Annotated in this window: 24 protein-coding genes and 1 pseudogene; 19 read left to right on the top strand and 6 right to left on the bottom strand. The window is 69.4% G+C overall.

Annotated features, from left to right (window positions below; all coding sequences use genetic code 11):
• Positions 1 to 125 precede the first annotated feature (125 nt).
• Positions 126 to 491 (bottom strand): DUF4097 family beta strand repeat-containing protein, encoded by a 366-nt coding sequence (locus ABZ911_RS16015; protein ID WP_358055728.1) that lies wholly within the window; start codon positions 489 to 491, stop codon positions 126 to 128.
• A gap of 50 nt (positions 492 to 541) precedes the next feature.
• Entirely contained in the window at positions 542 to 1,753 is a 1,212-nt protein-coding gene (locus ABZ911_RS16010; protein ID WP_358055726.1) for a transposase, read from the bottom strand.
• Between the two features lie 59 nt (positions 1,754 to 1,812).
• Between ABZ911_RS16010 and tnpA the strand changes: the two are divergent.
• Both tnpA and ABZ911_RS16000 read left to right on the top strand, forming a co-directional pair.
• Positions 1,813 to 2,153, top strand: a pseudogene (gene tnpA / locus ABZ911_RS16005) (IS200/IS605 family transposase); the annotation flags it as partial.
• A 341-nt stretch (positions 2,154 to 2,494) separates the two neighbouring features.
• Positions 2,495 to 3,091 carry a hypothetical protein gene (locus ABZ911_RS16000; RefSeq protein ID WP_358055724.1) on the top strand — a complete coding sequence of 199 codons (597 nt, stop codon included), beginning with the start codon at positions 2,495 to 2,497 and terminating at the stop codon, positions 3,089 to 3,091.
• Between the two features lie 58 nt (positions 3,092 to 3,149).
• Here the strand turns inward: ABZ911_RS16000 and ABZ911_RS15995 are convergent, their stop codons facing one another.
• Positions 3,150 to 3,368, bottom strand: a complete 219-nt coding sequence (locus ABZ911_RS15995) for a DNA-binding protein (RefSeq protein WP_358055722.1) — start codon at positions 3,366 to 3,368, stop codon at positions 3,150 to 3,152.
• 169 nt (positions 3,369 to 3,537) lie between these two features.
• Here ABZ911_RS15995 and ABZ911_RS15990 point away from each other — a divergent pair, with 169 nt between their 5' ends.
• Together ABZ911_RS15990 and ABZ911_RS15985 are read left to right on the top strand one after the other, a co-directional pair.
• Entirely contained in the window at positions 3,538 to 4,380 is an 843-nt protein-coding gene (locus ABZ911_RS15990; RefSeq protein WP_358055720.1) for an amidohydrolase family protein, read from the top strand.
• Between the two features lie 164 nt (positions 4,381 to 4,544).
• Positions 4,545 to 5,642, top strand: coding sequence for a serine/threonine-protein kinase (locus ABZ911_RS15985; RefSeq protein WP_358055718.1), 1,098 nt, complete (start codon positions 4,545 to 4,547; stop codon positions 5,640 to 5,642).
• Between the two features lie 6 nt (positions 5,643 to 5,648).
• On the opposite strand, the gene ABZ911_RS15980 is transcribed toward ABZ911_RS15985, so the two are convergent.
• The gene (locus ABZ911_RS15980; RefSeq protein WP_358055716.1) at positions 5,649 to 6,125 is read right to left on the bottom strand and encodes a MarR family transcriptional regulator; all 477 of its coding nucleotides are present in this window, start codon (positions 6,123 to 6,125) and stop codon (positions 5,649 to 5,651) included.
• A gap of 136 nt (positions 6,126 to 6,261) precedes the next feature.
• On the opposite strand from ABZ911_RS15980, the gene ABZ911_RS15975 reads away from it, so the two are divergent.
• The 10 genes from ABZ911_RS15975 to ABZ911_RS15930 all read left to right on the top strand — a co-directional run bounded on the left by ABZ911_RS15975 (position 6,262) and on the right by ABZ911_RS15930 (position 17,993).
• Positions 6,262 to 7,830, top strand: a complete 1,569-nt coding sequence (locus ABZ911_RS15975; protein ID WP_358055714.1) for a DHA2 family efflux MFS transporter permease subunit — start codon at positions 6,262 to 6,264, stop codon at positions 7,828 to 7,830.
• A 23-nt stretch (positions 7,831 to 7,853) separates the two neighbouring features.
• On the top strand, positions 7,854 to 9,011 hold the full coding sequence (locus ABZ911_RS15970) for a cytochrome P450 (RefSeq protein ID WP_358055712.1): 1,158 nt from the start codon (positions 7,854 to 7,856) through the stop codon (positions 9,009 to 9,011).
• Positions 9,012 to 9,149: 138 nt separating this feature from the next.
• Positions 9,150 to 9,881, top strand: a complete 732-nt coding sequence (locus ABZ911_RS15965) for an ABC transporter ATP-binding protein (RefSeq protein WP_358055710.1) — start codon at positions 9,150 to 9,152, stop codon at positions 9,879 to 9,881.
• On the top strand, positions 9,878 to 10,600 hold the full coding sequence (locus ABZ911_RS15960; protein ID WP_358055709.1) for an ABC transporter permease: 723 nt from the start codon (positions 9,878 to 9,880) through the stop codon (positions 10,598 to 10,600). The genes ABZ911_RS15965 and ABZ911_RS15960 overlap by 4 nt, the downstream gene beginning before the upstream one ends.
• On the top strand, positions 10,597 to 11,817 hold the full coding sequence (locus tag ABZ911_RS15955) for a sensor histidine kinase (RefSeq protein ID WP_358055708.1): 1,221 nt from the start codon (positions 10,597 to 10,599) through the stop codon (positions 11,815 to 11,817). Before ABZ911_RS15960 ends, ABZ911_RS15955 begins: the two co-directional genes overlap by 4 nt.
• Positions 11,818 to 11,832: 15 nt before the next feature.
• Complete coding sequence (locus tag ABZ911_RS15950) at positions 11,833 to 12,456, top strand: response regulator transcription factor (protein ID WP_358055706.1); 624 nt, start codon at positions 11,833 to 11,835, stop codon at positions 12,454 to 12,456.
• Positions 12,457 to 12,508: 52 nt separating this feature from the next.
• Positions 12,509 to 13,684: a mandelate racemase/muconate lactonizing enzyme family protein gene (locus tag ABZ911_RS15945; protein ID WP_358055704.1), complete on the top strand. Its 1,176-nt coding sequence runs from the start codon at positions 12,509 to 12,511 to the stop codon at positions 13,682 to 13,684.
• A 305-nt stretch (positions 13,685 to 13,989) separates the two neighbouring features.
• Positions 13,990 to 15,255, top strand: coding sequence for a proprotein convertase P-domain-containing protein (locus tag ABZ911_RS15940; RefSeq protein WP_358055702.1), 1,266 nt, complete (start codon positions 13,990 to 13,992; stop codon positions 15,253 to 15,255).
• Positions 15,256 to 15,307: 52 nt separating this feature from the next.
• Complete coding sequence (locus ABZ911_RS15935) at positions 15,308 to 16,195, top strand: helix-turn-helix transcriptional regulator (RefSeq protein ID WP_358055700.1); 888 nt, start codon at positions 15,308 to 15,310, stop codon at positions 16,193 to 16,195.
• A gap of 232 nt (positions 16,196 to 16,427) precedes the next feature.
• A complete protein-coding gene (locus ABZ911_RS15930; protein ID WP_358055698.1) occupies positions 16,428 to 17,993 on the top strand; it encodes a N,N-dimethylformamidase beta subunit family domain-containing protein in 1,566 nt (521 codons plus the stop codon).
• A gap of 12 nt (positions 17,994 to 18,005) precedes the next feature.
• Here the strand turns inward: ABZ911_RS15930 and ABZ911_RS15925 are convergent, their stop codons facing one another.
• Together ABZ911_RS15925 and ABZ911_RS15920 are read right to left on the bottom strand one after the other, a co-directional pair.
• Positions 18,006 to 18,428 carry a DNA-binding protein gene (locus ABZ911_RS15925; RefSeq protein ID WP_358055696.1) on the bottom strand — a complete coding sequence of 141 codons (423 nt, stop codon included), beginning with the start codon at positions 18,426 to 18,428 and terminating at the stop codon, positions 18,006 to 18,008.
• A gap of 58 nt (positions 18,429 to 18,486) precedes the next feature.
• Entirely contained in the window at positions 18,487 to 19,017 is a 531-nt protein-coding gene (locus ABZ911_RS15920; protein ID WP_358055694.1) for a DinB family protein, read from the bottom strand.
• 239 nt (positions 19,018 to 19,256) lie between these two features.
• On the opposite strand from ABZ911_RS15920, the gene ABZ911_RS15915 reads away from it, so the two are divergent.
• The 5 genes from ABZ911_RS15915 (at position 19,257) to ABZ911_RS15895 (ending at position 22,930) form a co-directional block, all read left to right on the top strand.
• On the top strand, positions 19,257 to 19,406 hold the full coding sequence (locus tag ABZ911_RS15915) for a hypothetical protein (protein ID WP_358055692.1): 150 nt from the start codon (positions 19,257 to 19,259) through the stop codon (positions 19,404 to 19,406).
• Between the two features lie 81 nt (positions 19,407 to 19,487).
• Positions 19,488 to 20,039, top strand: coding sequence for a hypothetical protein (locus ABZ911_RS15910; protein WP_358055690.1), 552 nt, complete (start codon positions 19,488 to 19,490; stop codon positions 20,037 to 20,039).
• A 32-nt stretch (positions 20,040 to 20,071) separates the two neighbouring features.
• A complete protein-coding gene (locus ABZ911_RS15905; RefSeq protein ID WP_358055688.1) occupies positions 20,072 to 20,581 on the top strand; it encodes a S26 family signal peptidase in 510 nt (169 codons plus the stop codon).
• Positions 20,565 to 22,397, top strand: a complete 1,833-nt coding sequence (locus ABZ911_RS15900) for an ABC transporter ATP-binding protein (protein ID WP_358055686.1) — start codon at positions 20,565 to 20,567, stop codon at positions 22,395 to 22,397. Before ABZ911_RS15905 ends, ABZ911_RS15900 begins: the two co-directional genes overlap by 17 nt.
• On the top strand, positions 22,394 to 22,930 hold the full coding sequence (locus tag ABZ911_RS15895) for a MauE/DoxX family redox-associated membrane protein (RefSeq protein ID WP_358055684.1): 537 nt from the start codon (positions 22,394 to 22,396) through the stop codon (positions 22,928 to 22,930). Before ABZ911_RS15900 ends, ABZ911_RS15895 begins: the two co-directional genes overlap by 4 nt.
• The last annotated feature ends 89 nt before the right edge of the window (positions 22,931 to 23,019 follow it).

Raw genomic sequence — 23,019 nt, 5'->3', positions numbered from 1 at the left:
AATGCCATCCGCGCAGGTCATCCGACTCGCACGGCTACCACCAGCGACGCCTGGCCGACCTGGCTCATTGAACTGGGCAGACTTCCCAATCTCCATGATCAGGAAGCCTGCGGGGAACGCCTCCGTCAGGGTGTCATAACCTCCATGTCCCCAGAGTCGCTGGACAGTTCGATCGAACGCTGGGCCGAGGAGTCGCCGGCGGCGGTGATGTCCTTGTTCCCGGAGTCCGTCTTGGCCACGATGTTGTACGGCCCCTGCGGTACGTGGATCACTGTCTTGCCCGATTCCGTGGCGGTCCTGACCTTGTCCGGCTGCCCGGCGAAGGCCAGGGTCATATCGCTCGAGTCGGTCTCTGTGACGACCTGCTTGCCCGTCAGTCCGCTGGCCTCGATCGCCCCGGAGTCGCTGGTGGCTACCAACTCGCCCGACAGGTCCGTCAGCGTCAGATTCCCTGAGTCGGAGTTCACCTTGACGCGGAGGCCCTTGGGCACTTCGACCTTTTGACTTCCTCCCCGCCCTGAAGTGCGGGGATCTTCCCCTGCTACGCCGCTGAGAAGGCGGGCAGCTTGGAGCGGGTTCCTGCTTCGTCGGGTCGCGCCAGAGCGGGGTCTGGTCTTACCGTCCCTCCACAGGCGTTTAGCCTCTCCGCTCGTCCAGCGGCGAGAATGTTGATCGCAGCGTTGACGTCCCGGTCGTGGGATGCGCCGCAGGCACACTCCCAGGCCCGGACGTTCAACGGCATCTTGTCGGCGAGCGCTCCGCACGCCGAACACAGCTTGCTCGACGGGAACCAGCGGTCGATCCTGGCGAAGGTGCGCCCGTACCGTTTCGCCTTGTACTCCAGCATGCTGACGAACTGGGACCAGCCCGCGTCGTGCACACTCTTGGCCAGCCTGGTACGGCCGAGCCCGGACACCGACAGGTTCTCCACGTACACCGCTTGGTTGTCACGGATGATCTGCGTGGAGAGCTTGTGTGCCCAGTCCCGGCGCGCGTCGGTCACTCGGGCGTGAGCCCTGGCGACCACCCCTCTGGCCTTCCGCCTGTTCGCCGAACCCTTCTCCTTGCGAGACAGCGACTTCTGCGCCTTGCGCAGCCTGCGTTCGGCACGCCGCAGCAGGCGCGGGTTGTCCACCTTGCGCCCGTCCGACAGGACCGCGAAATGCGCCAAGCCGAGATCTATCCCGATCTCGGCCGTCGCCTCCGGCGACGGCTCGTCTGTCACCTCGACCACGAACGACGCGAAATACCGTCCCGCGGCATCCTTGATCACCGTCACCGACGACGGCTCGGACGGCAACGACCGCGACCAGACGACCGACACGTCCCCGATCTTCGGCAGCCGCAGCATCCCGCCCGGAGTAATCGCGAACCGGGCGTTCTTGGTGAAGCGGATCGCCTGCCGGTGGTCCTTGCGGGAGCGGAACCGAGGCGCGGCGACCTTCGGCCCCTTGCGCATGCCGGTGACCGAGGCGAAGAAGTTGCGGTAGGCCGAGTTCAGGTCCGCCAGCGCCTGCTGGAGCACGACCGCCGACACCTCGCCCAGCCAGGAGCGCTCCAGCATCGTCTTCGCCTGCGTGATCACCCGCTTGGACAGATCCCCATCCGAGATGTACGGCATGCCCTGCTCGCGGGCGTCCTGCCGCATGCGCAGCCCGTCGTTGAACACCGTCCGCGCACAACCGAACGCCCGCGCCAGCGCTTGACGCTGACCCGGGGTCGGGTAGAGGCGAAAGTTGTACCGCAGCCGCACACCACGATTATGGAGACATCAGAACCGGTAGACACTGCGTTCTCGTCCTGCACGCGCACATGGTTTTCGTGACCAAGCTCCGGCATCGCGTGTTCACCGGGCACCACCTGGAGCGCATGCAGGAGATCATGCGCGAGGTGTGCGCCGACTTCGAGACCGAGCCGGCCGAGTTCAACGGCGAGGCCAACCACGCCCACCTGCTGGTGAACTTCCCGCCGAGGTGGCCCTGTCCAAGCTGGTCAACTCGCTGAAGAGCGTCTCTTCCCGCAGGATGCGCCAAGAGTTCGGCGAACTGGCCGCGCACTACCACCGGGCGAACAAGTTGTGGTCGGGCCCCTACTTCGCCGGGAGCGTCGCCAGCGCACCGATCAGCGTCCTGCGCCAGTACATCGAGCAGCAGAACCACCCCGTTCAGAACACGCCCGGGCCTCCCTCCCACGCGGGCCTTCATTCCCGGCCTGAAGGCCGGAGTACTGGCCCGCAATCCGGTAGCGGGTGGTTCGCACCGGCGTTCCTGTGCGCTGGGAGAGCTGCCCGATGGTCAGCAGTTCGGGACCGTCGTCGTTCATGGCCTTGAGTGTGGACCTTCCAGCGGCTGGAGACTCAAGTCGCGGGACCGGCGCCTTGGCGGCGATCTCCGGCACCGCGCCCTCGCAGCGACTGTCCGCCGCCCGACGATCTGAGGCCCAGAATGTGAGCGCCGGCCGAATCGGTCGGCGCTCTCTGACGGAAGGGTCGCCGGTGAACGAAGCGGAGGAGTACTACCGGGACGTCGTCGGCTACTTCGACGAGACGATGTGCGTCACCTGGTGCGAGGGGCTCGATCTCGACGAGGTCGCGGTGGTCTTCGGCAGCGGGCGGGACACCGGGCGCCGGTTCGATGTGATCGAGGCCGAGAACGAGGGTTTCGAGGCGCGCGAGGTCGCCGGGGTGGCCTGCAGTGCGATAGCCGGAGCGCTGGGTTCCTGGGTGGTGGTCGTGGAGCCCACCTACGGTGACACGGGCTCGGATCACGAAATCCTGCGGGACCTGTCGGCCAGGGGCCGGGCCTTCAACGTCTACTCCGGCGTCAACAGCCACAGCCTGGACTACTACGTAGCCTCGCGCCCGGTCACCATTCTGCAGTTCAGGGAGCTGTCGGACGATCCGCTCATCAGGCAGGGGGATGAGCCGTACCTGTTCGGCGAGCTGGCCGACAGCTTCCCCGGTGGCCGCCCGAGCGACTTCCGCGCGTTCGCCCTCATGCTCGCCGAACATGTCACACGGGTACGGCTGACGCACGACTGGCTGTTCGACAAGCATCGCTGGCTGCTGTGGGAAGACCTCGACGACTACTGAGCAGAGCGGTGGTGGATGGCACTGGGGTCGAACCCTGTGTGGTTCGGCGGGAGCCCGATCAGGAACCGTCGGCGAATGACAGGTTTCTGGCCGAGAGTTCCTCGCGCAGGATCTCGATGCCCTTCTTCCCCATTCCGTGGATCTTGAGAAGTTCGGCCGGAGTGGTCCTGGTCAGCTGCTCGTACCGTGTGTATCCGTTCAGGGCCAGCACTCGCCTGGCCATCTTGCCTATCCGGGGCGGGAACTCGGTCTCCTGCTCGGGCTCGTGGGCGGTCATGGTGATCCTCCTCGTCTCTTGACTTGTGCATGGCGTTCCTCGGCGCGGGTCGGAGCGGTGTCGTACACGATGGTCATGAGCGCGAGTGTCATGTGTCTCGGACAGTTTGCAGGGTCACCGTAGCCGCCGCGCTCGGTGAGCGGGTTTCGCCGTTGCCGGTGGGGCCTCGGTGCGGAACGCTGAGATGGTGATCATCGATGCTTGGGCGCAGCCCACACTCGGGAACCGTACGGACAGGCTCGCGATGCCGGAGATCGTCCGGCTGTTCGAGAAATCGGGAAGCGCAGAACTGGTCAACAGGGACGTCGGCCCCGACGAGCTTGTCGGTCTGATGGACAAGGCGGGCGTGGATGTGTTGCTTCTGTCGGCCTGGCACCGTCCGGGCGGGTGGGTGATCAGTAATGACGACGTCGCCGCCTTCACCCGCGCGCATCCTGACCGCTTCGCGGGCGTGGCCTCCGTCGATCTGGCCAGGCCGGTTCAGGCGGTCCGCGAGCTGCGCCGCGCGGTGGAGGAACTGGGGTTCGTGGGTCTGCGGGTGGTGCCGTGGCTGTGGGAGCTGCCGCCTGACGACCGTCGGTACTACCCGCTGTACACCACCTGTGTGGAGTTGGATGTCCCGTTCTGTACCCAGGTCGGGCATACGGGGCCGTTGAAGCCCTCCGAGACCGGGCGGCCGGTGCCGTACCTCGACAGGGTCGCCCTGGACCTGCCCGAGTTGGTGATCGTCGGCGGGCATATCGGATACCCGTGGACCGACGAGATGATCGGCGTGGCCTGGAAGCACGACAACGTCTACATCGACACCTCCGCCTATCTGCCCCGGTATTACCCGCCGCAGTTGGTGCACTTCATGAACACCTACGGCCGCGGGAAGGTCATGTTCGGTACGAACTGGCCCCAGCTTCCGCACGACCGCGCGCTGTCCCAGGTCGAACAGCTCGACTTGTCCGACGCCGCCCGCGCCGACTTCCTGGGCGAGGCGGCCCGGCGCATATTCAAGATCGGGTGATCAGGGGCTTCCGCCGAGATGTCCCGCATGCCCGGCCCCGCCTGCTCGACGCTTACGCTCCGGCTCCCGGCCGAGAGCGTGTTCGGCCCTCGGAGCTCCGAGATCAGGCACAGATGATTTTTGGAACCCTTAGTCGCTAATGTCTAGCAGGCATGTGATCACGGATGGAGTGGCGTGTGTTCCAGGCGTTGCAACCGGAGGATCCGCAGCAGGTAGGGCCCTACCGGATTGAGGCGCGGCTGGGGTCGGGGGGAATGGGCCGGGTCTATTTAGGCCGCTCGAAGACCGGCCGTGGGGTGGCGGTGAAGGTGGTTCACTCCGATCTCGCCGACGATCAGGACTTTCGCCACCGTTTCGCCCGCGAGGTCGCCTTGGCCCGCACGGTGAGCGGGTTCTTCACCGCGGGCGTGGTCGACGCCGACCCGCAGGGCACGCCACCCTGGCTCGCCACCGCCTACGTGCCCGGCCTGTCGCTGGATCAGGCCGTCAAACAGCACGGCCCATGGCAGGAGAGAGCCGTTCTCGCCCTGGGAGCGGGACTGGCCGAAGCACTGGAGTCCATCCACGCGGCCGGGGTGGTGCACCGGGACCTGAAACCCTCCAACGTGCTGCTGGCCTCCGACGGCCCCCGGGTCATCGACTTCGGCATCTCGGTGGCCGTCGAGGGCAGCAGACTGACCGGCACCGGCATGGCCGTGGGCACGCCCGGCTTCATGTCCCCCGAACAACTGGACGGCACCCCTGTAGGACCGCCCAGCGACGTGTTCTGCCTCGGATCGCTGCTCACCTACACCGCCACCGGGCAAGGACCGTTCGGCACCGGCTCCTGGCAAGGCCTGTGGTACCGCACCGTCCACCACGAGCCGGACCTGCGGGCACTCCCGCCCAAGCTGCGCGCCGTCGTGGCCCAATGCCTGGCCAAACAACCCGAACAGCGCCCGACCGCCACCGCCCTGCTCGACGAACTCGCCGACAGCGCCACCGACCGCACCACGGTCCTCGACCTGTTCACCGAATCAGCCTGGCTACCCGACCCCGTCGGGCAAGCCGTACACTCCCTCGCCACCAGACCCCTCCCCGCGAACCGGCCACCACTCGCGCAGGCCACCGTGGTGGCGGGGGCCACCCGTACTCAGGAGGTCGGGGCGATCTCCGCCGAAGTGCCGGCACGCAGGCAGCGTGACATCGTGTTCGCGATCCTGTGGCCTGTCCTGATCATGGTCGCGATCCTCGTCATGGTGTGGGTCTCCAACAGCTCCTGACGAGGGTCAGGGGTCGCGTAGCGCGTCGTCCACGGTGGTGACCAGGCGGTCGAGGACGGCCTGGAGCTGTTCGAGCAGCTCGGGCGGGTGCTGGGCCAGGATGGCGTCCTGGCGTTCGTTGACGGGGCCGAAGAACTCGGCGGCGAGTTCCTTGACGTGCGGGCCGCTGCGCAGGGTGACGATCCGCCGGTCGGTGTGCTCACGGGTACGGACGACGTACCCGGCCTGTTCGAGGCGGTTCAGCAGGGCGGTCATGGCTCCCGAGGACAGGGAGATGCGCTTGCTGAGCAGGGCCGGAGAGAGTGGGACGCCCTTCTCCTCGGCGGCGGTGATCTCCAGGAGGGCGAAGGCGTCGGTGGAGTGCACGCCGAGCCTGACGGCGAAGCGGCGGCCCAGCTCGGTGAAGCTCGCGCCGTAGGCCATGAGCCCTTCCACCAGCCGTTCACGCTGCGCCGCGACGCCGCCGAGCATCGGTTCCTCCATCTGGGTCCGCCGCCTTCCCTCCCGTGCCATCCGCGCTTTGACAACTTACCGCCCCAAATATAACTTCACCGTGGAATTACTTCACCATGGAGGTATATAGGTGTCTGCCGCTTCTCCTGCCCGCCGATGGCTTGGCTTGATCACCATCTCTCTCGGTGTCGCGCTGATCGTGGTGGATACCACGATCGTCAATGTGATCGTCCCCGCGTTCATCGAGGACCTGGGCATCACCTCCGTTCAGGCGCAGTGGACCCAGGAGTCCTACGCCATCGTCGTCGCGGCGCTGCTCCTGCTGGTCGGCCGTCTGGCGGACCTTCTCGGCGCCCGCCGAGTCTTCCTGGCGGGCGTCGTCGTCTTCGGCGCCACCAGCGTGCTGGCCAGCCTGGCGTCCACCGGCGGCCTGCTCATCCTGGCGAGATTCCTGCAGGGAGCAGGCGCCGCGATGATCCTGCCGACCTCGCTCTCGCTGCTGAACGCGACCTTTACCGGGAAGGAGCGCGGTCAGGCGTTCGCCGTCTGGGGCTCGACCATCGGCGCCGCCTCGGCGCTCGGCCCGCTGCTGGGCGGCTGGCTCGCCGAACACGCCTCCTGGCGCTGGGCGTTCGGCATCAATCTCCCCCTCGCCCTGCTGATCTGCCTCGGCACGCTGGCATTCCTGGCGCCCTCGCCCCGAACCGGCGGCAGCGTCGACGCCGTCGGAGCGGTCCTGTCGGTCCTCGGGCTCGGCCTGCTCGCCTTCGGACTCGTCGAGGGGCGTACCCTCGGCTGGCTCGCCACCGTCGAGCCGCTGACCGTCCTCGGCTTCTCCTGGGACAGCGGCCCCTCCCCCGTCCTGGTGGCGCTCTGCCTGGCCGCTCTGGCGCTGACCGGGTTCGTTCGGCGGCAGGCGGCCCTCGCGCGGAGCGGCGATCCCAGCCGGGCTCTGATGGACGTCCGCCTGTTCTCGGTCGTGTCCTTCCGTAACGGCAACATCGCCAGTTCGATCATCGGGCTGGGCGAGTTCGGCATCGTCGCGGTGCTCCCGCTGTGGCTGCAGTTCACCCTCGGCTACAGCGCGCTCCAGGCCGGCCTCGCGCTGGTCCCCCTGGCCGCGGGCAGTTTTCTCGCCAGCGGCGCCAGTTTCGGGATGACCGGCAAGCTCACCCCCGTCGGGCTGGTCCGCCTCGGCCTGATCCTGGAGATCGCCGGCCTGGCCGGGCTGGCCCTGACCGCCACCACCGACAGTTCCTGGTGGGCGATCGCACTGGCCCTCCTCCTGTACGGCGTCGGCGTCGGGTTCGCCACCGCCCAGGTCACCAATGTCGTCCTCGCCGACATCCCCTCCGGCAGTGCCGGGCAGGGCTCCGGCATCCAGAGCGCCGCCCGCGAGCTGGGCTTCGCCCTGGGCATCGCCGTACTCACCACGGTCTTCTTCAGCACTCTCGGCGCCAGGCTCGGCCAGATCCTCACCGCCACCGGTATGCCGGCCGCGCAGGCCGAGCGCTTCGCCGGCACCGTCACCGACAGCGCCGGGGCGGCGATCGCCTCCCTCGCCTCCGATCCGCAGACCGCCGCCGTCGCCGGCGCGGCCCGGGTGGCGATGACCGAGGGAATCACCCTCACCGGCTACCTCGCCGCGGGCCTCCTCCTGCTCGGGCTCATCGCCACCGCCTTCATCCCGGCCACCGCCGCCGCCCCTTCCTCGACGGAACCGGCCCGATCCTGACCGCCTTCTCCCCAGGAGCACCGATGTCCAACGCGCCGCACGCCGGCATCGACCCGTTCGCCGTCACCGTCCGCGGCCTCGGCGAACCCCACCCCGCGCACGCCGCCCTGCGCGCACTGGGCCCGATCGTCCGCGCCGACGCCCCCGCCGGCGGCCCGGCCTGGATCGTCACCGACCACGCGCTGGCCCGGGAGGTCCTCGCTCACCCGCGCATCGTGAAGGACCCCGCGTACGCGCCGGTGGACTGGGATCCCCGGATCGCGGGTCTCGAACCGACCGCCGCCGCGCAGCCGTCGCTCACCACTCTCGACGGCCCGGCGCACGAGCGACTGCGCCGCGCGCACGCCCCGCTCTTCACCGCCCGGCGGATGCGGGGCTTCGCCGAGCGGATCACGGCGATCGCCCGCGAGTCGCTCGCCGAGGTCGCCGCCGGGGGCGGAACGACCGACCTGATGGCGGACTTCACCACGCGCTACCCCCTCAGCGTGGTCTGCGACGTGCTCGGTGTGCCGCTCGACCTGGTGGACCGGGCCATCGCGGCCTGCCGGGGGATGTACAGCGGCGATCCCGAGGAGGTGGGGGCGGCCATGGGCGCGTTCGCGGAGTTGGCCGCCGCCGCGCTTCACGACGGCCGGGACGGCCTCGCCGTCGAGCTGCGCGATCGGGTCCCAGACGAGATCACCGAGGCGGACCTGCACTACCTGCTCTTCACGCTGATCTACGCCGGACAGCTCACCACCGACCCGTCGCTGGGTTTCCTGCTCGCGCGGGTCCTCGACACCGACCGCCCCGCAGGGGAGGGGGTCGCGATCGACGAGTTCGTCCGGGAGACGCTGCGCCTGCACTCCCCGGCGCCCTTCACCCTCTGGCGGTTCACCTCCGACGACCTCGATCTCGCCGGGGTACGGCTCCCGGCCCGCTCCCCGGTGCTCGTCGACATCCAGGGCATCAACACCGATCCCGGCCGCTCGATCGGGCCCGACCTCACCTTCGGCGCGGGGCCGCACTACTGCACCGGCGCCCAGCTCGCCCAACTCGAGCTGAGCGCGCTGGTGGAGGTGCTCAGGACCGACTACCCCGGCGCGCGCCTGGCGGTGCCGTTCGCCGAACTCCAGCAGATCGATCTGGGCGGCATCCAAGGAAGCCGGCTGACCGCCCTCCCGGTCACGCTGCTGGGCTGACCCCGGACGTGACCGGGCTACATCCGTTCGCGGACGAACCTCCGCGATGCTCCCTGACCGGGCCGGTCCGCGTAGTGGGCACGCCCATCAACCGTTCGGTGGATTTCGGCGGCGGCGCCCGACGGTGATCCTCGGAGCATGACAGTGATCGAGATCGACGGCCTGCGCAAGAGCTACCGGGCTACCAAGGCGGTGGACGGCGTGTCGCTGAAGGTGGAGGAAGGCGAGATCTTCGGGATCGCCGGCCCGAACGGGGCGGGGAAGACCACGGTCGTGGAGTGCGCGTCGGGGTTGCGGCGGCGAGACGGCGGCGTCCTGCGGGTGCTGGGGCTGGACCCGCAGAGCGACCGGCGCGGGCTGCTGCAGCGCATCGGCGTCCAACTGCAGGAGGCGGCCCTGCCCGACGCGATCAAGGTCGGTGAGGCGTTACGGATGTACGCCTCCTTCTACGACAAGCCCGCCGACTGGCGGAAACTCATGGACGAGTGGGGGCTGGCGGACAAGCGGCGCGCCGGCTTCGCGACACTGTCCGGCGGCTGGAAGCAGCGGCTGTTCATCGCGCTGGCCCTGGTCGGCAACCCGGAGGTGGTCTTCCTCGACGAGCTGACCACGGGCCTGGACCCCGCCGCCCGCCGTACCACCTGGGGGCTGATTCGTGACATGCGGGCGCGTGGGGTCACCGTCGTGCTGGTCACCCACTTCATGGACGAGGCCGAGGCGCTGTGCGACCGTATCGCGATCATCGACCGGGGTCGCGTCATCGCCGAGGGCAGCCCGCGCGAGCTGATCGCCCAGGGGCGGTCCGCGTCACTGGAGGAGGCGTCACTGGAGGAGGCGTACTTCGCGCTGACCGGAAGGGAACTGGCATGAAGGGCCTCACGCAGGTCATCGCGGTCGAGCTCAAGCTGATCGTGCGGGATCCGATGTCGGCGTTCTTCGCCCTGGCCTTCCCGGCGATCCTGATGTGGGTCAAGATGCGCAACGGCAATCCGCTGCCGGGCGGGCTGCCGGTCATCGACGCCACGGTGCCGATGCTGAGCGTCTTCGTCATCGGCCTGGCCGCGCTGGTCATCCTCCCGGCCACCCTGGCCCAGTACCGGGAACGCCGGGTGCTGAAGCGGCTGCGCGTCACGCCCGCCTCGCCCGTCATGCTGTTCGGCGCCCAGTGGGCCGCCCACATGCTGCTGGCCGCGCTCGGAACGGTACTGCTGATCGTCATCGGCCTGGTCGCCTATGGGCTGACGGCGCCCGCGAACGTGGCGCACGTTCTCCTGGCGTGGACGCTCAGCGCGCTCAGCCTCAGCTCCATCGGCCTCCTCGTCGGCGCGCTCGTCCCCAGTGGACGCACGGCGACCGTGATCGGGCTGAGCCTCTTCTTTCCGATGGTCTTCCTCTCCGGCGCCATGATCCCCCGCGAGGTCACGTCCGGCTCGATGCGTGCCATCGGTGACCTGACGCCTATGGCCCCCGCGGTCCAGGCGGTCCGCGACGGCTGGGTGGGAAGCGCGATGTCGCCGGTTACCCTGGGCGTCATGGTCGCGATATTCGTCGTCGCCGGGGGCCTCGCCGTCAGAGCGTTCCGGTGGTGACGAGCGCCGACGCCTCGCGCTGGGATCGCGCCTGGCCCTTACTGCCATACCTGTTCATCCTGCTTCCGATGGTCTTCTCCCTGCTGCGGGAGTGGAGGCCCGAGGCGCTGGCCCTGGCCTTGTTCGCCGGAGCCTGGCACTGGTTCCTGGTCGCGTCGCACCCCGGCTGGATCGAGCGGCCGGTGGTGGTGATCGTCTACTTCGTCGTGCTGCTCGCCGCCGTGGGGGCGCTGATCAGGATCGACTCGGTGTTCTTCGTGACGGGCATCGGGGCGTTCGTCCAAGCCTTCGGTCTGCTGCCCGGGTGGTGGGCGTACGGCGGGGTGGCCGCGACGGCCGGGGTGATGGTCGCGGCTCGCCCCGAGAGCGGGCGGAGCCCGAGCGAGATGCTCTTCTCCTTCCTCGTGGCGGTGCTGGTCGCCTCCACCATCGGCCTGGTCGTCCAGGCCATCTCCGATCAGAACGATCAGCGCAAGGCGATGATCACGCAGTTGAAGGAGACCGGCGCGAAACTGGCCGCGCTCGCGGAGGAGAACGCGGATCTGCAGGCCCGGTTGCTGACCCGCGCTCGTGAGGCCGGGGTGCTCGGGGAGCGGCAACGAATGGCCAGGGAGATCCACGACACCGTCGCGCAGGGGCTGACCGCCATCCTCACCCAGCTCGAAGCCGCCGACAGTGTGATCGACGACGTGGCTGCCACCCGCTCCCGCCTGGACACGGTACGCATCCTGGCCAGGGAGAGCCTGACCGAAGCCCGCCGGTCGGTGCAGGCGCTGCGTCCCGCGCCGCTGGACGAGGCGCAGTTCGCCGCCGCGCTGCACGACATCGCGGCGAAGTGGTCGCGGTCAGCCGGTGTACCCGCCGCCGTGTCGGTCACCGGCGAGCCCCGGCCGCTGCACGCCGAGGTGGAGATCACCTTGTTGCGGGTGGCGCAGGAGGCGCTGGCCAATGTCGGCAAGCACGCCTCGGCCACCCGGGTCGGCCTCACCCTGTCGTACATGGAGGACGTGGTGGCGCTGGATGTGCGTGACGACGGGGCCGGCTTCACTCCTCGGGAGGCGGGCTGCTCGGACGGGTTCGGCCTCATCGCGATGCGTCAGCGCGTCACCCGGCTGGCCGGTGACTTCGCGATCGAGACGGCCCCCGGGCAGGGGACGGGGATCTCCGCCACGGTTCCGGCGATCCCCGCCGGCTCCGATTCCGGAAACGCGGGGTGAGACATGCCGATTCGTATGATCATCGTGGATGACCATCCGGTCGTCCGCGACGGGCTGCTCGGGATCTTCAGTGCCGACGACGCCTTCGAGGTGGTCGGCGAGGCGGCCGACGGGCCGGAGGCGCTCGCCGTGGCCATGCGTACCGACCCCGAGGTCGTGCTCATGGACCTGCGCATGCCGAAGATGAGCGGCGCGGAGGTCATCCGCCGGCTGCGCGAGCAGGCGCCGGGCATCCGGGTGCTGGTCCTGACCACCTTCGACGACGACGCCGACGTCCTGCCCGCGATCGAGCAGGGCGCCATCGGCTATCTGCTGAAGGACACCCCGCGCGCCGACCTGCGCCGCGCGGTACAGGCGGCGGCTCGCGGCGAGACGGTGCTGTCCCCCTCCGTGGCGGGCGTGCTGACACAGAAGGCCCGCGCTCCGGAGCAGCGGACATTGAGCAGGCGAGAGCTTGAGGTGCTCGGGCTCATCGCCCGTGGCGCGACCAATCGTGAGGTCGCGGCGAAGCTGTTCATCACCGAGGCGACGGTGAAGACGCATCTGCTGCACCTGTTCGCCAAGCTTGAGGTGAACGACCGGGCGGCTGCGGTGGCGGCGGCGTACGAGACCGGTCTGCTCAAGCCCGGCGGCACCTGATTCGATTGGAAAACGCTTTCCCGAGTGGGTACCGGCATGTTAGCGTCCTCGCGTGTCCGCACGCATCGCGGCCGTCAGGGCGGTCCTCCTGAGCGCGCCGTACGCCGATCCCGACAACCTGGAGGTCACCGTCGCGCTGCCGTCGGGGTGGCGGACGACGGGACTGGTCGAGGTGACGCTCGACGACGGGACCACGGGGCTAGGCGAGGGGTACCTCGCGGTGTTCGCCCCGCACGTGTTCACCGCCACCGTCGACCTCGTCGCCCCCTACCTGGTCGGGCGTGAGGCCGACGCCGCCGAGCGCCACCGGGACCTCGTGCTGGTCACGGGGTACTGGAGCCTGCAGGGGGCCGCGCGGCACGTGCTGTCGGCGATCGAGACCGCGCTGGTCGACGCGATCGGGAAGCGGGCGGGGGCGCCCGCCTACGAGGTGCTCGGCGGGCGGCGGAGCGACTCACTGCGGTTGTACGCCAGCGGCGGCGACTCGGTGTCCGGCGAGGCCATGAGCGCCGAGTTGGACGCGGTCGCGGCGCTGGGCATCGACACGTTCAAGATCAGGGCTCGTGGCCATGAGGCGGACAAGGCCGCCTGGACCATGGAACGGGCGGCCGGGCTCGGCATCGGCGTGGCGATCGACATGGCGCAGAACCTCGCCGACCCCGGCCAGTCGGTCGAGGACGTCCTGGAGTTCCTGAAGGCCGTGCGGAGCCGTACCTCGCGGCCGATCGCGTTTCTTGAGGAGGCGCTCGGACCGGCCCGCGCGGGCGGATATCCGCGGTTGCGGGCGGCGGCGGGGTGCCCGGTGGCGGGTGGGGAGATCGTCACGACCGCCCGCGAGCTGGTCGAGCGCGCCGAGGCCGGGTGGTACGACCTGGTGCAGCCCGACGCCACGGTGATCGGCGGGATGCGCGAGACGCTCGCGGTGTTCGCCGCGCACGGGGCCGGCACGGTGGTGCACTGCTGGGGCAGCGCCGTGTGTCAGGCGGCCAACTACCACGCCGCCTTCGCCGGTGGCGGGGAGCGCGCGGAATGGCCCATGCCCGCCTACCCGCTCCGCGCCGACCTGCTGGTCGAGCCGTTCCGGATCGAGGCGGGCAGGCTGCTGCCACCCGAGACCCCGGGACTGGGTGTACGGCTGGACGCCGACCTCGAACGGCGCTACCCCTTCCGCGAGGACGCCGTCTACCGCTGCCTCGCGCCGATCCCCGGGAACTCCTGGCTCGCTTAGCCGGTCCCGCCGGTCGGCGGTCCGCGTGTCGAACTCCTGCATGCCGCGACGCTAACCCCGCTTCACTGACATCCAATGTCAGTGGTCGCGCGAGACCGTCTCCGGCAATCGTGCATACGCTGAAATTTCATGCCCCGGCGGGCAGGAACCGAGCGTGAGCTGCAGATCCGCACTCTCTATTCAGCGTTAAATGTGGATTTATCACAGTATTGGCTGACCTGCCGATTGGTGCCCTTGTTGCCCCGGTGTCGCCTGGGAGACCGTACCCGACGAGAACAGTCTCCGGGTGAACAAGGAGCACATAGATGAGGCAACGCTTACTCTCCATCCTGGGCATCGTCGTCCTGGTCGCGGCGTCGACGGCCGCGACCTCCAGCGCCGATCCCGCCCTCGACGAGGCGGTCGTCCAGGTGATGACCGACCGCAGCCGGGCCGAGGGCTCCTCGCTGGTGGCGGCGAACGCCGGCAACGAGGTCAACCCGCAGCGCACCAGTCCCGGTGGCGACTGGGTGTTCGGATCTTCAGTGATCAAGGCGCCGAACGTGGAGGGCGCCTACCCCGAGGGCCACCTGTTCCTGGCGCAGAAGACCGCCGGAGGCTGGCGGGTCGGCCTGGACGGCACCCCCGAGTTCGCCGCCCTGGCCAGGCGGGCGCCCGAGTCGGTGCTGAGCCGGGGCGAGAAGAAGACCTTCGCCGCGCAGACCAAGGCGACGCAGACGGCGACGCCGACGGGACTGTCGCTGCCGTACCCCGTGGGCGCGTCCTGGCGGATCATCGGTGGCATCCACGGCTGGTCGGGGCAGCCTCGGCCGTGGAGCTCGATAGACCTGGACAGCCGCGCCGCCGACCGCAGCGTGCTGGCCGCGCAGTCCGGGCGGGCCTACTGGATCTGCTCGAACGGCGGGCACATCCGCATCATCCACGACAACGGCTGGACCACCGAGTACTACCACCTGCTCAACGAGATCCGTCCCAACGGCACCGCCGTCCAGATGGGCGACTACCTCGGCCTGACCAGCACCCGGATCCCCTGCGGCGGCTCGGCGGGCAGCAACCACGTGCACTTCGGGCTCAAGAGCGGCTCCTCCTACGTGGCCCTGGCGGACAAGACCATCGGCGGCTGGACCTACTTCGAGGGCGCCAGCGCGTACAGCGGCGGCGCCCGGCGCGGGAACACCACCCGGTACACCGGCGACTGGCTGGAGAACTACGGCCCCGAGACCGGCGGCCGGACCTTCGAGAACACCACCAACTACGACGTACCGGACCTCGGCCAGGCGGAATCGTCGATCACCGTCAGCGGCGTGCCCGGCAACGCGCCCGCCTCCCTCAAGGTGTACGCCGACGTCCACCACGGCTGGCGCGGTGACGCGCAGATCGACCTGATCGGCCCGACCGGCACCGTCTACCGGCTCCGCGACCCGGCGCCCAACGACAACGGCACGATCATCCACGAGAACTACACCACGAACGCCTCCCAGTCCCCCGCCAACGGCACCTGGCGGCTGCGGGTGACGGACGTGGACAGCAATCACTCCGGCTACATCGACGCCTGGAGCCTGACTTTCTGACACAGGCGCTGTAAATTCGGGATGATCACTCCTGGAAAAGGAGGGTTACCCGTTGGAGCAGCCCTTCGACCACCTACTCCGTGAGGCCATCACCGCCCGCGGTCTCAGCCTGGAACGCCTGCACGCCCGCCTGTCCCAGCGCGGCATCCAGGTCAGCCTGGCCTCTCTCAGCAACTGGCAGCGTGGCAAGTGCCGCCCGGAGCGATCACACTCGCTCCGGGCGCTTCACGCGCTGGAGGAGATCCTCGCCCTGCCCGGCGACACCCTGGTGGCCAGCCTGGGTCCGCCCCGGCCGCGCGGCAGATGGGTGGGGCACATACCGGGGGCGGTGCCGTTCAGGGACCTCTGCCCGGTCTCGGGAAGCCTGCAGCGGCTCCTGTCCGAGATCAAGAACACGACCGACGGGCAGCTCGCCCTGCTGAGCTACCACGACCACTTCACCGTCGGGCTTGAACGGGACGAGCGGGCCGTACGCACCCGTGCGGTGTTCCAGGCCAGGTCGGACGGTGTGGACCGGCATGTGGCCATCCACTACAACGAGCGGTCGCGGCTGCCCGACGACGTGTCCACCGCGTTCTGCAGGACCGGCAGGGTCAGGACCGACGAGGCGGCCGGGCTCACCGCCGTGGAGCTGCTCTTCGACAGGCCGCTGGCCGAGGGCGAGACCTACGTCGTGGAGTACGAGTTCGGCTACCGCCGTCCCGGCCCGGAGAGCACCTTCTACAACAGGTGGTTCAGGTTTCCGGTCCACTCCTATCTGCTGACGCTGCAGTTCGCGCCGGGGCGATCGCCGGTGCGGTGCTTCCGCGTCTTCCAGCCGACGACCGCCACCCCGTCCGTGGACGTGGGCGAAATCCGGCTCAGCGGGTGGAACTCTGCGCACATCGCCGGGACGGACATCAGTCCGGGCGTCCACGGAATCCGCTGGGAGTGGGCCTGACCGGTACCGCCGGGGTCACGGACGCTTGATCGACACAGGGTGACTCTGCGGCACGGCGACATACGTCACCATGAGGATAGAGTCAGTTACAATCAGTTATCGCGGGAGATGCGAGACCCTGCCCGATACGCGGGGCAGGGGCCCTCCCGCGACTTCTTCTCTGAGACTGCTGTACGCGCATGCCCACGTGGCCTCGGCTTCGGCATGCCAGGTGATCATCATGGGGTGGCGGGTGGAAGCTTCACGACGTACGGTCATCGGCGCCGGAGCGGCGATCGGCGCGGCCGGGATTCTGGGCGGGATCACCAGTGCGGTCAGCGCCCGGCCCAGGCCGCGCGGCATCCTCGCGGAGAACCTCCGGGACGGCAGCGACGACTGGCGGCCGGAAGGCAACGGCGTACGCGCCTCGCGGGACGACTGGCCCAACTACATCCAGGCGTACGCCTCGGCCACCAGTGTGGCGGCCGGAGAGAGCCTGGCCTTCCACGTCTCGGTGGGGGACGGCGCGGAGTACGTCATCTCGATCTACCGGCTCGGCTACTACGGGGGTGCGGGCGCCCGGCTGATGACCAGGTCATCGAAGGTGCGCGGCGCGGCGCAGAGGGCGCCGAAGCTCCTCACCGGCACGGGGACGGTGCACTGCGGCTGGGAGCCGTCCTGGCGCATGGAGGTGCCCGACTTCTGGGTGTCCGGCCTCTACGTGGCCTGCTTCACCACCCCCGACGGACGCCGGGCGTGCACGCCGTTCGTGGTGCGGGACGACGCGCGGGTCAGCGACTTCCTGGTCGTCCTCCCCTTCACCACCTACCAGGCGTACAACATGTTCCCCGGGGACGGCGTCATCGGCCGCAACCTCTACAAGGGGTACGTGCAGCCCGGCGATCCTTCGCTGACCGCCGTCTCGCCCGACGGCAAGATCTATCCGGGCGTGCCCGTCTCGGGCCGTTCCTTCCTCATGCACTATCCGGCTCGCGCCCGCGCCGTCACCTTCGGCCGCCCGTACGCGGGAGGGGGCCTGCCCTCGCTGTTCGATTTCGACCTGAACTTCATCAAGTGGGCCGAAGAGCGGGGGCTCGACGTCTCCTACGCTTCGAGCCTGGACCTGCACGACGGTACGGTGCGACCCTCTCGCCACCGGGCCGTGCTGTTCAGCGGCCATGACGAGTACTGGTCGGCGGCGATGCGGGACCGTGCCGAACGCGCCGTCCAGAACGGCACCCACCTGGCCTTCTTCGCCGCCAACAACATCTACTTCCAGGTCAGGATTCAGCGGGACGCGCAGGGCTTCCCCCTGATGACGTGCTACAAGAGCGACCCTGACCCGGTCACGAGCGGCATCGGCCGCACCACGCGATGGCGTGACCTCTCGCCTGAGGGCAGCAACGCGGAGCAAGGTCTGCTGGGCACGCAGTACATCGGCATGTGCACGAAGGCGTACCCGCTCGTCGTGCGTCACCCTCGGCACTGGCTCTGGGCGGGGACCGGCGTCGACAAGGGAGACCGGCTCGACGGTCTGGTCACCGGCGAGGCCGACGGGATCGTGCGCGGCATGGCGCGCCCGGACGAGGAGCAGATCCTGCTTTCCGAGTCACCGTTCCGCGGGCACCACGGCGGCGAGAAGCGCTACACGTACTTCCACCGGACCAGCCTCTACCAGGCGAAGAGCGGCGCCTGGGTCTTCAACGCAGGGACCTTCGGCTGGGTGACCGCCCTCTCCGACGTGTCCTCGAAACCGGACAAGCGCATCCAGCGCGCCACCACGAACCTGCTCCGGAGATTCGACGACAGACGCCACTGAAGGCACCCCGTTCTACTCCGCGTCGGCGGCGGTACGGCCGAGCAGCCGTTCGTACCGCTGCCTGGCGGCCTGCGGGGTGCCCAGGCCGAGACCGAAGGCGATCTCCTGCCAGGTCATCCCGCGCCCCCGCGCCATCTGGAGCAGCCCGGCCTCCAGCCCGTCCATCTCCCCCCGAGCCAGTGGCACGAGGCTCAGAGCGGCGGTGACGTCGGCGTGGTCCACCTCCGGCTCCCCCTCGTCGAGCTGCGCCGACCCGCTGAGCAGGTACGACACGAGCCTGATGGCTTCGTGCGGTCCGATGACGGAGGGGTGGACCTGTCGTCGGCGTTGCCCGTCGGTGGCCGCGTGCCGCTCGGCGATGCGGAACAGGGACGCGTGTACGCGGTGCGCTCGCGCCTGGTCGGGGTCGGGAGCCGTGAAGGGGTCGGATTCCATGCGCCCAGGATGGCGCCACAGACGAACTGTTGTCAACTATCCGTTGTGAACAACTTGTTTACTGTTCGCGTGCTTTGTGCAGGAGGCGTAGCAGGCCGAGCTCGGCGACGTTCTTGGTCAGCTCGATGTTGAGCCAACCCGCTGTGTTCGCCAGGGTTTGCTCCTGCCCCCACGGCAGTCCGGCGGTCCTTTCGGTGGAGTCGAGGTCGGCGTCGGTGAGCTGGAGCAGCCCGGCCCGCCAGCCGTCGTTCAGCTCGCCCAGCCAGTCGATCGTGGCGGCGGCGGTGCCCGGCCAGGTGATCTCCTCACGCGGAGGCGCTCCGGTCCCGAAGCAGTGCCCGAGGGTGGTCGTCCACCAGAAGCCGATGTGCCACGTCACCCACCCGATCGAGAGGGTCGGCACGGGGTCCGGTTCCGGCACTTCCCAGTCGGCCACCCAGCGGCCCTGGCCGTCGGGCCGGACGGTCCAGCAGCCGGGCTCCGGTTCCCAGAGGCAGATCGCATCGTCGAGGTCCTTCACGTGGTAGTCGAACAGCGACCAGGCGATATCGAGCTGGCGGATCAGCAGATCAACGCGGGCGACAGTCATCCGTGGAGTCTGGCAGCGGCTCAGATCGCCGTGCCACCGGTTTTCGCGGCCGGTCAGATGGCCGGGAAATTGCCCGCTGATCCGCTGCCGTATTACCCGGCAAGTGGGCGAAACTTTCTTCTTGACATCGTTGTCGAGGCTGATGAGTATCAGTGAGGAAGAAACGGTCGGGCGGGGCAGGGGTTATCGGTGAGAGAATCGCCGGCCCGTGCGTTTCCGCCCGCGGTGAAGGGAGATCCATGGGGATCATCGGTCGGCTGAGTGACGCCCTGCTCTCGGCGGTCCTGCCGAAGCGCAAGGCTCAGGCGTTCAACTGCATTCAGTGCGCCGGCGCCCACTGGGCGCCCATCAGGGACGACGGAGGCATCGGGCGTTGCGGGACCTGCTGAGCCGCTGAACGGGCTCGGGGTCTTTCGCATCGGTGCGGAAGCGTGAGACCCCGGCCTTTCGCCATTGTTAGGAGATCCCCCGTGACGGTGTTGGCTGTCGCAGTTGTATTCATCGGCCTGTTCTGCCTGCTCAATCTCCTGCTGACAATCGGAGTCATCAGAAGATTGCGCGAATCCCAGGAGGCGCGCCCGGCCGCCGAGTCGATTCCGGTGAAGATTGCCGAGATCGGTTCCTCTCCCGCTTCCTTCGACGCGCTGCTGACCGACGGAAACGCCTTCTCCGCCGACCGGCTGAAGACCTGGACCATTGTCGCCTTCTTCTCCGACAGTTGCCGGGCCTGCAAGGAAGGGCTGCCCACGTTCGTGAAGCGGGCCAGGGAGCTCCATCGGGACGACCAGACGATCGTCAGCGTCGTCGTGGGAGAGGGCGGCGCCACCGAGGAACTGGTGAGCGCGCTGGAACCGGTCGGCGGCGTCGCGGCCGAGCCGTACGACGGGCCCCTGGCGAAAGCCTTCGGCGTCAGGCAGTTCCCCGCGCTCTGCATGCTGGACGCGTCGGGCGTCGTCGTGGCGACGGGCTGGGATCTCGACTCGCTCCTGACGCCCCGGCCCGAGGACCTGCTCGCGCGGTAGAACGCCGGTGGCCGACCTCATGAAAGTGATCCATGGACTCCTGGTCATTACCGCTGGCGGCCTGCGCGGTCGCCATCGGCCTGCTCGCCGCCCTGGCGGTCCTGCTGCGGCGAAACCTCCACGTGGTGACCGTGGTCGGCACCAGCATGGAGCCCTCTCTCTCCCACGGGGACAGGGTCCTGGTACGGCGGTGCGGAGTCACCCGGATCGCCCGCGGTGACGTCGTGGTGCTGAACGCCGACCGCCCCCTGGGCTGGCCGGACGGGCGCCCGATCGTGCTGGGCCCGCGGAAGAGCCTCATCACGATGATCAAACGGGTCGCCGCGCTCCCCGGCGAGACACTTCCCGACGACCTGCGGGAGACCCCGGCGCTGCGTACCGGCACCGTCGTTCCCCCCGACGCCGTCGTCGTGCTCGGCGACAACGCCGAGCACCCGCGGAACCAGGACTCCCGCAGGCACGGTCCCTTCCCGGCCCGCTGGGTGACGGGCAAAGTGATCCGCAGGCTGGGCGCGAAGGGAAGCGGTGCGGTTGCCTCCTGACAGCGGGACCGGCCGCGGAGCCGCGCTCGGCGGTGTCGTACCCGCCCTGCGGCTGGCCTGGCGGGCCGCTCCGGGAACGGTGACGCTGCTCGTCCTGACCACCGTCGTGTCGTCCGTGGTCCCCGTGGGCATCGCCTGGCTGACCAAGCTGGTGCTCGACCGCGTCGCCGCGGCCGACGGCGAGGTGTTCGCGCTCGCCGGCGGGCTGGCCCTGCTGGGGCTCACCCTGGCGACGCTGCCCGAGGTCCTGCACTACCTGCAAGGCGAGCTCAACCGGGCCACCGGCCTGCTCGCGCAGGACCGGCTCTTCACCGCGGTCAACCGGCTGCCCGGGCTGGCGCGGTTCGAGGATCCGGTGTTCCTGGACCGTCTCCGCCTGGCCAACCAGAGCGGCGGGATGACGCCCAGCCAGGTCGTCCAGGGCGCTCTCGCGCTGGGGGGAGGGCTGCTCACGGCCGGTGGGCTGCTCGGCTCGCTGACGGCGATCAGCCCGGTCATCGCGGGAGTGGTCCTGCTCGGCACGGTCCCGGCGCTGGTGGCGCAGACCATGCTGTCGCGGCGGCGGGCCGCGATGCTGTGGAAGCTCGGCCCGGTCCAGCGCCGCGAGCTCTTCTACAGTCAGCTCCTCTCCGATCTGAAGGCGGTCAAGGAGGTCCGGCTGTTCGGCCTCGCCGGTTTCCTGCAGGGGCGCATGCTCACCGAGTTGCGGCGGGCCGACGCGGAACGGCGGACGATGGACCGCCGCGAGCTGAGGGTGCAGGCCGCCCTCGGCGCGTTGTCGGCCGCGATCGCGGGCGCGGGACTGATCTGGGTGATCGTGGCGGCCGGCTCCGGGGGTGTGAGCGTCGGCGACGTGTCGATGTTCGTCGCGGCGGTGGCGGGGGTCCAGGGCAGCCTGGCCGCGATGGTGGGTCACATCGCCTCCGCGCACCAGCAGCTCCTGCTCTTCCAGCACTTCCGGGACGTGGAGGCGGTCGAACCTGACCTCGTCGTACCGGCGCGGTCGATCTCCCCGGAGCCGCTGCGGAAGGGGATCGAGTTCCGCGACGTCTGGTTCCGGTACGGCCCCGAGCATCCCTGGGTGCTGCGGGGGGTGAGCTTCACCGTTCCGTTCGGCCGGACCGTCGGTCTCGTCGGCCGGAACGGCTCGGGCAAGAGCACCCTGGTGAAGCTGCTGTGCCGTTTCTACGACCCCGAGCGCGGCGGCATCACCTGGGACGGCGTCGACCTCCGCGAGATCGACCCGGCCGAGCTGCGGGATCGGATGAGCGCGGTCTTCCAGGACTTCATGGTCTACGACCTGTCCGCCGCCGAGAACATCGGCCTGGGGAACCTCGCGTCGCTCGACGATCGCGGCGCGGTCGAGGAGGCGGCCCGCCGCGCGGGCGTGCACGAGGAGCTGGCGGAGCTGCCCTACGGGTACGACACCCTGCTCACGCGGGTCTTCTTCCAGTCGGAGGACGCCGAGGATCCGTCCGCCGGGGTCGCGCTCTCCGGTGGCCGGTCGCAGCGGGTGGCGGTGGCGCGCGGGGTGTTCCGGGGAGGCCGGGACCTGCTGATCCTCGACGAGCCCAGTTCCGGCCTGGACGCCGAGGCCGAGCACGAGGTCCACGCGCGGCTGCGGGAGCACCGCCGGGGCGCGACGAGCCTGCTGATCTCACACCGGCTGGGCGCCGTACGGGAGGCCGACACGCTGGTCGTGCTGGACGGAGGCCGCATCGTGGAGCAGGGATCGCATGAGGAGCTGGCCGGGACGGGCGGGGTCTATGCCCGGTTGTTCAGCCTCCAGGCCTCCGGTTACCGCGACTCCGAATGACGGGTGACGCCTTGATGGGATACGCGACGGTCGCCTGCGGGGCGTTGCTGGTGACGGTCTTCACCGCCTCAGGAGTCGGCAAGGTCCGCGACCCGGCGGAGTTCGCCGCCTCGATCGGGGCGCTCGGCCTCTTTCCGGGAAGGCCCTCCGTCCTGGTCGCGCGGGTGTTGACGGGGGCGGAACTGCTCGTGGTGCTCGCGCTCGGGTCGTCGCCCGTCCTGGGGGGAGGGTTCGCGCTGGCGGGCTTCGCCGGGGGCGCGGTGCTGAGCGCCTGCTTCTGCGCGGGCCTCGCGCTCGTGTTGAAGCGGGGGGTCCGGGCACGGTGCAACTGTTTCGGGCGGGCGGGCGCGGAGTACTCGGCCCGGCACGTGATCCGCAACGCGCTGCTCGTCGTGGTCGCGCTCGCCGGCGGCGCGGCGTCGACGGCGCCGGGCGCGGTGTCGTTCCCCGGGGCGGTCGTCGCCGCGTCGGCCGGGCTGGTCCTCGGCCTTCTGGTGATCGCCATGGACGACCTGGTGGCGTTGTTCCGTTAGCTCATGGCCCGGCCCTTCTTCCTCCCAGCTCAGGGCAAAGAAAATCCACGCTCGTGTCACGCGGGAACCAGCATCCGGCTATGGGGGCC

This window comes from Nonomuraea sp. NPDC046570 (assembly GCF_040645915.1).
GTDB lineage: Bacteria > Actinomycetota > Actinomycetes > Streptosporangiales > Streptosporangiaceae > Nonomuraea.
This window is presented reverse-complemented; position numbering and strand designations above follow the sequence as displayed.

Bases quoted from the DNA above. Each gene is read 5' to 3' on its own strand.
- ABZ911_RS15915 (WP_358055692.1), top strand. From the start codon at position 19,257: ATGGGGATCATCGGTCGGCTGAGTGACGCCCTGCTCTCGGCGGTCCTG.
- ABZ911_RS15920 (WP_358055694.1), bottom strand. From the start codon at position 19,017: ATGACTGTCGCCCGCGTTGATCTGCTGATCCGCCAGCTCGATATCGCC.
- ABZ911_RS15905 (WP_358055688.1), top strand. From the start codon at position 20,072: ATGGACTCCTGGTCATTACCGCTGGCGGCCTGCGCGGTCGCCATCGGC.
- ABZ911_RS15895 (WP_358055684.1), top strand. From the start codon at position 22,394: ATGACGGGTGACGCCTTGATGGGATACGCGACGGTCGCCTGCGGGGCG.
- ABZ911_RS15925 (WP_358055696.1), bottom strand. From the start codon at position 18,428: ATGGAATCCGACCCCTTCACGGCTCCCGACCCCGACCAGGCGCGAGCG.
- ABZ911_RS15950 (WP_358055706.1), top strand. From the start codon at position 11,833: ATGATCATCGTGGATGACCATCCGGTCGTCCGCGACGGGCTGCTCGGG.
- ABZ911_RS15980 (WP_358055716.1), bottom strand. From the start codon at position 6,125: ATGGAGGAACCGATGCTCGGCGGCGTCGCGGCGCAGCGTGAACGGCTG.
- ABZ911_RS15970 (WP_358055712.1), top strand. From the start codon at position 7,854: ATGTCCAACGCGCCGCACGCCGGCATCGACCCGTTCGCCGTCACCGTC.
- ABZ911_RS15985 (WP_358055718.1), top strand. From the start codon at position 4,545: ATGGAGTGGCGTGTGTTCCAGGCGTTGCAACCGGAGGATCCGCAGCAG.
- ABZ911_RS15965 (WP_358055710.1), top strand. From the start codon at position 9,150: ATGACAGTGATCGAGATCGACGGCCTGCGCAAGAGCTACCGGGCTACC.
- ABZ911_RS15940 (WP_358055702.1), top strand. From the start codon at position 13,990: ATGAGGCAACGCTTACTCTCCATCCTGGGCATCGTCGTCCTGGTCGCG.
- ABZ911_RS15960 (WP_358055709.1), top strand. From the start codon at position 9,878: ATGAAGGGCCTCACGCAGGTCATCGCGGTCGAGCTCAAGCTGATCGTG.
- ABZ911_RS15995 (WP_358055722.1), bottom strand. From the start codon at position 3,368: ATGACCGCCCACGAGCCCGAGCAGGAGACCGAGTTCCCGCCCCGGATA.